This is a genomic window from Paraburkholderia sp. BR14374, assembly GCF_040948685.1.
GTDB classification, from domain to species: Bacteria; Pseudomonadota; Gammaproteobacteria; order Burkholderiales; family Burkholderiaceae; genus Paraburkholderia; species Paraburkholderia youngii.
The window spans coordinates 207891-216451 of sequence record NZ_JBFPKF010000011.1 but is presented as its reverse complement, the minus strand read 5'-3'; the positions used below and the strand labels follow the sequence as shown (position 1 = coordinate 216451).

The 8561-nt window shown below is 62.3% G+C and carries 9 protein-coding genes; 1 reads left to right on the top strand and 8 read right to left on the bottom strand.

What is annotated here, in order from left to right; all coding sequences use genetic code 11:
• On the top strand, positions 1-645 hold a 645-nt coding region (locus tag AB3X86_RS24540), incomplete at its 5' end, for a cytochrome P450 (RefSeq protein ID WP_368598022.1).
• Positions 646-745: 100 nt separating this feature from the next.
• On the opposite strand, the gene AB3X86_RS24535 is transcribed toward AB3X86_RS24540, so the two are convergent.
• The 8 genes from AB3X86_RS24535 to AB3X86_RS24500 all read right to left on the bottom strand — a co-directional run bounded on the left by AB3X86_RS24535 (position 746) and on the right by AB3X86_RS24500 (position 8545).
• Positions 746-1609, bottom strand: a complete 864-nt coding sequence (locus tag AB3X86_RS24535) for an alpha/beta fold hydrolase (RefSeq protein WP_368598021.1) — start codon at positions 1607-1609, stop codon at positions 746-748.
• Positions 1606-2463 carry an alpha/beta fold hydrolase gene (locus AB3X86_RS24530; protein ID WP_184227092.1) on the bottom strand — a complete coding sequence of 286 codons (858 nt, stop codon included), beginning with the start codon at positions 2461-2463 and terminating at the stop codon, positions 1606-1608. Before AB3X86_RS24530 ends, AB3X86_RS24535 begins: the two co-directional genes overlap by 4 nt.
• 19 nt (positions 2464-2482) lie before the next feature.
• Positions 2483-3763, bottom strand: coding sequence for an MFS transporter (locus AB3X86_RS24525; RefSeq protein ID WP_368598020.1), 1281 nt, complete (start codon positions 3761-3763; stop codon positions 2483-2485).
• A gap of 15 nt (positions 3764-3778) precedes the next feature.
• A complete protein-coding gene (locus AB3X86_RS24520) occupies positions 3779-4909 on the bottom strand; it encodes a porin (protein WP_368598019.1) in 1131 nt (376 codons plus the stop codon).
• A 95-nt stretch (positions 4910-5004) separates the two neighbouring features.
• A complete protein-coding gene (locus AB3X86_RS24515; RefSeq protein WP_368598018.1) occupies positions 5005-5541 on the bottom strand; it encodes a VOC family protein in 537 nt (178 codons plus the stop codon).
• A 156-nt stretch (positions 5542-5697) separates the two neighbouring features.
• Complete coding sequence (locus AB3X86_RS24510) at positions 5698-6918, bottom strand: Bcr/CflA family multidrug efflux MFS transporter (RefSeq protein WP_368598017.1); 1221 nt, start codon at positions 6916-6918, stop codon at positions 5698-5700.
• 75 nt (positions 6919-6993) lie between these two features.
• On the bottom strand, positions 6994-7965 hold the full coding sequence (locus tag AB3X86_RS24505) for a VOC family protein (RefSeq protein ID WP_368598016.1): 972 nt from the start codon (positions 7963-7965) through the stop codon (positions 6994-6996).
• A 13-nt stretch (positions 7966-7978) separates the two neighbouring features.
• The gene (locus AB3X86_RS24500; protein WP_368598015.1) at positions 7979-8545 is read right to left on the bottom strand and encodes a flavin reductase family protein; all 567 of its coding nucleotides are present in this window, start codon (positions 8543-8545) and stop codon (positions 7979-7981) included.
• Between the last annotated feature and the right edge of the window lie 16 nt (positions 8546-8561).

Sequence of the window (8561 nt, the reverse complement as noted above, 5' to 3'; positions counted from 1 at the left end):
TACCTGGAGAGCATCATTCGTGAGCGCCAGAAAGAGCCGGGTACGGACCTGATCAGCGCAATAGTGAATGGAACCGTGTTCGACCGGCCCCTCACGGAGCAAGAGATCCGCGGCATGATGGTCAACGTCATCTTTGGCGGGCTCGACACTGTCGCGTCCACCATGGGCTTTGCGGTGCTCTATCTCGCTCGTAATCCCGCGCATCGTCGTCAGCTGGCGGAGCACCCGGAGCTGGCGGGCAACGCGGTGGAGGAATTGCTGCGCATGTTCGCGCCTTCGAGCACAGGCCGGGTGATGACGCGCGACTTCGAATACAAGGGCCTGCGTTTCAAAGCGGGCGATCGGGTGTACGTCCGTCCGCTGCTGCACGGCATGGATGAGCGCAAGTTCAAGTGCCCGATGCATGCAGACTTCGCACGTGCCAATGCTTCGCAACATGCGGCCTTCGGCAACGGTCCTCATCGCTGCGCCGGTGCGCTCCTTGCGCGCAGCGAGATTCGCGTGTTCCTCGAGGAGTGGTTTAAGCGCATTCCCGACTTCTCGCTGGACCCGGATGGCGAAATCAGCTTCGAAGGGGGGATGGTGAACTGCGTGACGCGTGTATCGCTTTTGTGGGATTCCGACGCTAAGCGCGCAGTCAACTGATGCAAGATCAAAGAGCGTGAGTGACACTGGCGCCGGTGTTGAACACCATCAGCGCCAGGCCTGCTCCATGACGCCGGGTTAGCCCTCGGCGTCTGCATGATCAGGCTTCTTGCAGAAATGCAATGCTCTCCTGATTGAATCTCTCGGGCTGTTCATACTGTGCCCAGTGGTCACAGCCCTTGATTTCCACGAGCTGCGCGTTCGGTACGGTCCTGGCGATCGCATGGGCGTTGCTGAGAAACATATTGGGCGCATCAACGGCAGCGATCACCTGCACAGGCAGGGTCAGGCTGCGCCACTCTTCCTCGCTGAGGGCCTGGCCGCCCAGTGAGAACGCCAGAAGACGGGGCATGGCTGCCTTCATGCGCGGGTCGCGGTAAATCTCGAGGCGCACGCCAACCAGTTCGTCGGACAGTGCCTCGGGGTCCAGAAGCAGCGCTTTCAAGGCAGCGGAAACAGTTTCCCAGCCAGGTTCGGCCGCGGCGGAAGACCGGCTCTTGCGCACACCTTCGGCAAAGCGTCGCTCCTCTTCCGGATCGACGATGATGCCCGCGGGGGCCACCAGCACCAGCTTGTCGACACGAGCCGGATGGGCCAATGCCAGTGCCGCGCCCACCCAGGCGCCCAGAGACACGCCGACAACCGCGGCTCTCGCGATACCCATGGCGTCCATGAAGCCGCGCACGTGCTCGACGTAGTCCTCGATCAGGTAGTCGTAATCGGGCTTGTCGGTCCAGCCGCAGCCCAGCATGTCCAGACCGATGACCCGGAAATGGCCGGCATACGCCGCATAGTTCGCGCCGAAATTCTCCAGACTGCCCGCCGTGCCATGCAGCAGAATCACCACCGGCGCATCGGCCGGACCGGCTTCCAGATAGCGCGTATCGACACCCGCGACATCGACCCACGCCAGTTGGTGGGGCGTCTTGAACAGGTGTTGCCAGATGCTGGTGTGCTTCTTCATTGTGCAGGCCTCGCCGTCAGGTCCACCGACAGGAAGCCGGTGACATTGCTGTTGAACTCTTCCATCTTCTCGTAGGGTACCCACAGTCCACAGTTGCCATGGATATGGACGCGCGCCCGGGGAATGCGGGTCAACATGAACAGGGCATTGTCGTAGTTGATCGTCTGGTTATTACGTCCCCAGATGACGAGCGTCTCGGCCTGAATCTTGTGCAGGTCCTGCCACAACGGCTCCAGTGTCTGCCCCGGCTTGCCGCCGTGACCTTCCGGCGCCTGATTCATGAACTCGGGCTCGATACTCGCCTCGTAGCGTTCGCGGATCACCTCGTCGGTGAGGATCGTCGGGTCGTAGACGAGCCGCTCGAGATTGGCACGCATGCGCTCCATGCTCGGACCTTCGCCGGCGTAGTAATTGTGCGTATCCGGCCTGGGCGGCATGGGCTGGAAAAGCGATAGCCCGCCGGGCGCACTGATCACCACCAGGCGATCGATCAGCTCCGGATAGTCGATCGCCATTTTCAAGGCTACCGAACCGCCGGTCGCGAGACCCATTACATGCGCGTTGGCGATGCCCAGCGCCTCGAGCATGTCGCGGAAGGTGCGCGCATAGAAACTGGTGCGCGGCCCCTCGATCCGCGGCTTGTCGGATTTGCCGTAGCCCGGCAGGTCGACGATGAGCGTGCGGAAATGGCGCGACAGCGCCTCCAGGTTGCGGCCGAAGTTCCCCCAGCCGAAAGCACCTGGCGCACCGCCATGAATGCACAGCAGGACGGGCCCTGTACCGGCCTCGTGATAGTGCACCTTGACGGCGCCCGCCTGCACGAATTTCGAAGTGTTGTCTCTGGTCAGCATCATTGAAGTGTGATCCCAATCGTTATTCGCCGGCGGCCTTCATTGCCGGGTAGCGCCCAAGCAGCAGAATCGCGGCAGCGCCGACGACGCACGCAACCAGCGAGACTTCGTGCACCAGCGCATATGAGCCCAGGCGGTCGAATGCAAGGCCGTACAGGAACGGGCCGGCCGCGCCGCCCAGCGTCGCCGCGCCGAACAGGCAGCCGTAAATCGAGCCGAACGAGCGATTGCCGAAATACTTGCGCGCGAGGAACGGAATCAGATCCCCTTCCGAGCCCGTCGAAATGCCGAGCAGCAACGCCGCCAGAATGATCAGCGCCGGCACGTGCGCGGCGCCAGTGAGAAAGATCGCAAAACCCACCGCGCCGACAAAGAAGGCGGCACAGGCCACGAATGGAGCAAACACGCGGTCGAGCACTGCGCCAAGCCCTACCCGCGCAATCGCGAGACCCGCACCGACGAAGCCCGCCGCCTGTACACCGACATCGTGTCCAAGCCCCCGGTCGCTAACGAACGGAGCAAGATGCACGAAGCCACCAAGAATCGCGCTCGAAATCAGGAACATGACGATCGCGAGCAGCCAGAAGCGATAGCCGCGCACCGCTTCGCCGAGCGTAAGCCCCGGGTCGACCGATGCCGCCGCCCTTGCATCCGCGGCAAAGTACTTCTGTTCCGGCAGATTGCGGAACATCAGCCGATGCGCCACGAAGCCGAGCAGCAGCACGACCAGCGCGCTCGCGCCAAACCAATGGCGCCAGTCCATCATCGCGCCCAGCCGGTTGGCGGCGATGGGTGCGAAGAAGCCACCCACACCGGTACCGATCATCGCGAACCCGAGCGCCATGCCGAGGCGCTTGTCGAAGACGCGCGGCAGTACGCCCAGGTAGCCTGCGGGCGTGGTCCCCGAGCCGAGAAAGCCGATCAGGAAACCGACCGCGGCGAAATAGGCGTGATTAGCCGGCGCAACTGCAAGCGCAACCAGCGAAACCGCGAGAAGCGCGATCGAACCCGCGACGACCTTGCTCCAGCCCAGCCGATCGGCAAGAAAGCCGACTGCCGGCGCTCCTAGCGTCGTCCCGATCAGCGAGAACATCGGCAGCACCGCCACGTCGGAGCGGCCCCAGCCAAAGGTCGCCGCCATGGGCTTCAGGAACACGCCCGCGACGCTGAAAAACAGAGGCCCGAAGCCGAACATCAGGCCGATGGCGGCACCACAAACGATCCACAGGCCCGCGGATCGGGTCATCTTCGACGTTGCTTCGAGCGAGGGCATCATCTTCGTGCCAAGAGAACTGCTGCTCATAATCTTCTCTCCTTCTTAAAACACGTGGCGAATGCCGAGTTGCACGATCGTTTGCGTCCGCGTCGACGATGCACCCACCCCGTTGGGCATCGTCGGTGACTGCGAATACGGCGTCACCGCGTAGAAATTTCCTGCCACTTTCGCGCCCGCAAACGCGTGCTGCCAGGTGCCGACCGTGAACAGGTCGGTGCGTTTCGACAGCCGATAGTCGACACCGAGAGTCCCGATGTTGTACTTGCCGAGCTTGCGCTGATCGACATAGGCGAGGCCCGCGCCTACCAGGAAATCCGGCGCCGGATGCCAGCTCAGTCCGCCTTCATAGGCGTTCACGGTCACCGTGCCGAGCGGAGTGTCAGACGCGTTGGTATAGGTGTACACGCCGTTGATGGCGAAATTGCCGAGTTTCACGAGTCCGCCGAGTGCCGCGGTGTAGATCGATTTCGCACCCAGCGCATATTGGGCGATCGTGCCCGCTCCCGGCACGCTATAGCCGCCGTCGACTTTCGTGAATGCCGCGCCGAACGAATAGGGCGCATTGAAGCTGCCGGTCGGGCTGTACTTGAGGCCCACGCTGATCGTCCGGGGCGCCGTTGGGGAACCGCCGAACGCGCCTGCCGTATTGCTGAAACCATACATTGCGCCGGCGCCGAAACCGGCGATGTTCGGGGTCTCGTAGCGCACCATGTTGTGCACCTGCTCGCCCGCCAGCCGGTCGATGTCGTAGCCGAGATGGAACGAGTACACGCCGCCGAACTGTGCCGTGTTCGTGTAGAACGTCACGTAGTCGTAGATGAAGTCGTAGTCGTTACCGGCGACCAGCGTACCGAACCGGTCGCTCGACAGGCCGACGAATGCGCGCCGCCCGAACAGCGCGCCACCCTGCCCGGCAGCACCCGAATTGACGTCGAAGCCGTTTTCCAGCGTGAAGACGGCTCGCAGGCCGCCCCCCAGGTCCTCCTTGCCCGTCAAGCCCCAGCGGTCCGACGCGACCACGCCGCTGTCCATCTTGAAGGTGCTGTGGCCGCCCTGGTTGCTGATGTAGCTGAGGCCGTCGTCGATGATGCCGTAAAGCGTGACACTGCTTTGCGCATGCGCGGCCCCTGCGAACATCGCAGCAAAAGTCGCCGCCAATATTCGATACTTCATTGCTGCTGTCTCCTGATTGGCGGTCGTGCCGCCATTTTTTAATTTGCAGAACTAGTTATGGGGATGCCGACCTGCTCCATCAGGCCGGCCTTGTATCAGCCGGCCATCAGCTGCCTCGCCTGCTTCACCCACTGGTCCTGCATCATAAAGGTCGGATTGGCGCGCACCGCGCGCTCCACCCCGGCCAGGATTTCCTCATCGGACTGGGTCAGGTCCAGCGGCAGGCTGACCGGCTGGCTGACATACCAGGGCGTGTCGCAATAGATTTCCATCTGATTGCCTTCTGGATCGAGCACGTAGATGCTCAGCGAGTTGCCGTGACTCTTGACCTGGGTAACCTTGCGATCTTCGTCCTGCGCCCGCTTGTAATAAGCTTTCAGCTCGGGCAGCCCATCGACCATGAACGACAGCTGATTAATGATGGATTTGCTGCCGGGTTCACGCCCGGCCACGAACACGATCTGATGATGCTCGGTGGGGTCCGAGCTCAGGAATACGCCCTTGCCGACAGGCCCGCTACCCTCGTCCGTCTTCAGCAGGCCAAACCATCGCTGGTAAAACTCCACCATCCTGTCGACATCGATGACATGGATGCCGACGTGTTTGAATCTGGCCTTGAGTGCCTGTGACATGCTGAGTCTCCTGTTAGATGGGTCGTTCTAGTATTTGATTGACGGGCCGTCGTCCGTGGCACTCCATGAGCCAAGGTTACGGGCCCGAAACTCTACGACAAAGCAACATTTTCGCGGCTTGAATGACTTCAGATCATCCAGGCGCCTTCATTACATTCACGTCGACAGCGCCAGGGCCTCTCGTCCATGTCCCCGCACGACCAAAACCCTGCCGACGTAGCCGAGCACGCCGCACACGCCGATGGTCCAGCCCATGCCGGCCGGCGAGGTCCCCGGAAACAGTCCGACGACGAAGCTCGCCAGCGCGCCGAAGGCGAGCTGGGTCGCACCGAACAGCGCCGCTGCCGCGCCGGCATTGTCTGGATAGCGCGACATCAGATCGGTCGCGCAATTGGCGGAAAGCAGTCCCACCACGCCGATGACACAGCACAGTCCGGCCACCATCGACCACAGCCCGCCCCACCCGGTCAAGCATGCAAACGCGACGAACAGTGCTGCGCCAGACGAGAGCGTCGATGCGGCGGAAATCATCCGCAACACGCCGAACCGGCCGACATAGCGCGTGTTCAGAAAGTTGCCGGCCATGATGCCGAGCACATTCAGTGCGAAGAACAGGCCATAGTGCTGCGGCGAGATATGGAAATACTGGATATAGACGAACGGCGTCTCCGTGATGTAGGTGAACATCGCGGCAAACACCATCCCGCCGCACAGCAGATGCCCCCAGACGGCCGGATCGCGCAGCAGCCGCCCGTATGCGGCGAACGACTGCAACACGGCGTGGTTAGCGCGCTTCTCCCGCGGCCACGTTTCCGGCACACGCAGCCACGCGGCCACTGAACAGAACGCGCCGAACAGCGTCAGTGCGACGAATACCGTGCGCCAGTCGCCGAGCAGCAACAGTTGCCCCCCGATCAACGGCGCGAGCAGCGGTCCGACCGAGGTGACCAGCGCGACCATCGACAGCACTTTCGACGCTTCGTCGGTCTCGTGCGCATCACGCGCGATGGTCCGCGCAAGCACCGAGGCAGCGCCTGCCCCGAGCGCTTGCAAAAAGCGCATCACTATGAGCTGGTTAATGGAGGCCGAGAGCCAGCATGCAACGCTGGCGACAACGAACAGGCCGAGACCGGCGAGCAGCACCGGACGCCGCCCGTACGCGTCGGAGATCGGACCGTACAGCACCATGCCGATCGAGAACCCGGCGATAAAAGCCGTCAGCGTTGCCGCCGCAGCGGCGGCCGGGACGCCGAACGATGCGGCAATCGCCGGCAGGCTCGGCAGATAGATATCGGTCCCGAGCGGACCGCAGGCGGCAAGCGCGCCAAGCAACAGGATCAGCCGCCGATCCGGCCGGCGTCGAGTCAGGTGGGGCATCGCAATTCCGTTGGAAGCGGTTCGGTTCGTATTCGCCAGAAAAAACCGGCCGGCGGGCACACTCACTGCACGCCATCAGATCGCGGCATCGCGACTCACGAATCCGCCTTCGCCGTTGATTTCAACCGGTGCCAGCGCTCCCCTGCTGGCGGCCAGCGCGTTTTGCTCGCGCTGCTTGAGCCGGTTTTCAGGCGTCTCCCAGCTACGCTCGTGCCCCCACAGGCTCATGCACCAGAGCTCCTCTGGCTTCCAGCTTTCACGATCGATCAGCCGGCCACCCCACCCCGTTTCGATGAGAAATCCACCGGGCGTCTTCGAATAGAAAGACAGCATGTGGTCATTCCCGTGTCGGCCGAGACTCGTCTGGATCATGCCCGGTATGGTCAACGCCTTGTCGTATAGGCGGCCGACATCGTCCATGAACTTGTATTCGACCATCACGTGATGCAGGAATCTGGCAGGGGTTTTGACCAGCGCCAGCGAGTGATGCCGCTCATTGGCATGGATAAAGCGCACCTTGATGTCCCCTTCCATATAGTCGGTCAGGCCGAAGCCGAGCACCTTCATGTAGAAATATTCCATCTCCTCCAGAAGCGGAGTGCCGATGACAACGTGGCCGAACCCCAGCGAACCGGTACGGAAGCCTCCGATCGGGCGGCCCGGCTTGAAGGGGTTCGCGTCGGTACTACGTCCAACGAAAAATTCGACACGATTGCCGTCTGGGTCTGATGCCCACAACATGCGCTGCACGCTGCGTTCGCACCGCTCTGCAGCGTTGCTTTCGTGCACTGGAATACCCGCCGCGGTCATTTCCTCATGCACCGCCTCCAAGGCTTCCAGGCTGTCGACCTTCATGCCGATAAACCCGACGCCATTGCGCTGCGCCGGACGCACGAACAGACGCCAGGCATAGTCATCCATGCGCAGGCCGAGACACTCCTGAGCCAGCGAACGGACTTCGAATCCGATGTAGTCCGTTGCGAACGCACGCCACTCGTCCATGTTGGTGGCGTCGATGCCCAGATAGCCGATTTCCTGGATTTGCAATTTGAATCCCCTGTCAATTGGGTGCGCCGTGATGCTCGCGCGGCAGTCCTTGCGTCATCGCGTATTCGCCATTGCTGAACGTCAGGGGCTTGCCGTCGAAATGCGCGTATTGCTTGACCTCGCCGATCAGGATCAGGTGATCGCCGGCTTCCTGAACGGAAACGCGCTGGCATTCCAGCTGCGCAACCGCACCGTAGATCAACGGCGCACCGCCGAGCCCCGCCACCCACGACACCAGCTCGAACTTCTCCGGATGACTCGTGCAGAACCACTGCGACACCTGGACCTGGTCATGCGCGAGCATGTTCACCACGAAATGCTCTGCGCTCCTGAAAGCCTCGACATTTCTCGACTCGCGCCGGATCGACCACAGGATCAATGGCGGGTCCAGCGAGACAGAGGCGAAGGAATTCACCGTCATGCCGACCGGACCGCCGTCATGACTGGCCGTGATCACCGTCACCCCAGTCGGATACTGACCAAGGCAGCGTCGGAATGAGCGGCTGTCATCGAGCGGGCGGCCACGCTCGAGCAGGGCCCACCGCCGCTTGTCCGCGACGAATTGCTGTTGAATCATCATTGCGTTTTCGCTCCGT

Coding starts and splice junctions, on each gene's coding strand:
- AB3X86_RS24535 (WP_368598021.1), bottom strand. CDS start 1,609: ATGAAGAAGCACACCAGCATCTGGCAACACCTGTTCAAGACGCCCCAC.
- AB3X86_RS24530 (WP_184227092.1), bottom strand. CDS start 2,463: ATGATGCTGACCAGAGACAACACTTCGAAATTCGTGCAGGCGGGCGCC.
- AB3X86_RS24525 (WP_368598020.1), bottom strand. CDS start 3,763: ATGAGCAGCAGTTCTCTTGGCACGAAGATGATGCCCTCGCTCGAAGCA.
- AB3X86_RS24520 (WP_368598019.1), bottom strand. CDS start 4,909: ATGAAGTATCGAATATTGGCGGCGACTTTTGCTGCGATGTTCGCAGGG.
- AB3X86_RS24515 (WP_368598018.1), bottom strand. CDS start 5,541: ATGTCACAGGCACTCAAGGCCAGATTCAAACACGTCGGCATCCATGTC.
- AB3X86_RS24510 (WP_368598017.1), bottom strand. CDS start 6,918: ATGCCCCACCTGACTCGACGCCGGCCGGATCGGCGGCTGATCCTGTTG.
- AB3X86_RS24500 (WP_368598015.1), bottom strand. CDS start 8,545: ATGATGATTCAACAGCAATTCGTCGCGGACAAGCGGCGGTGGGCCCTG.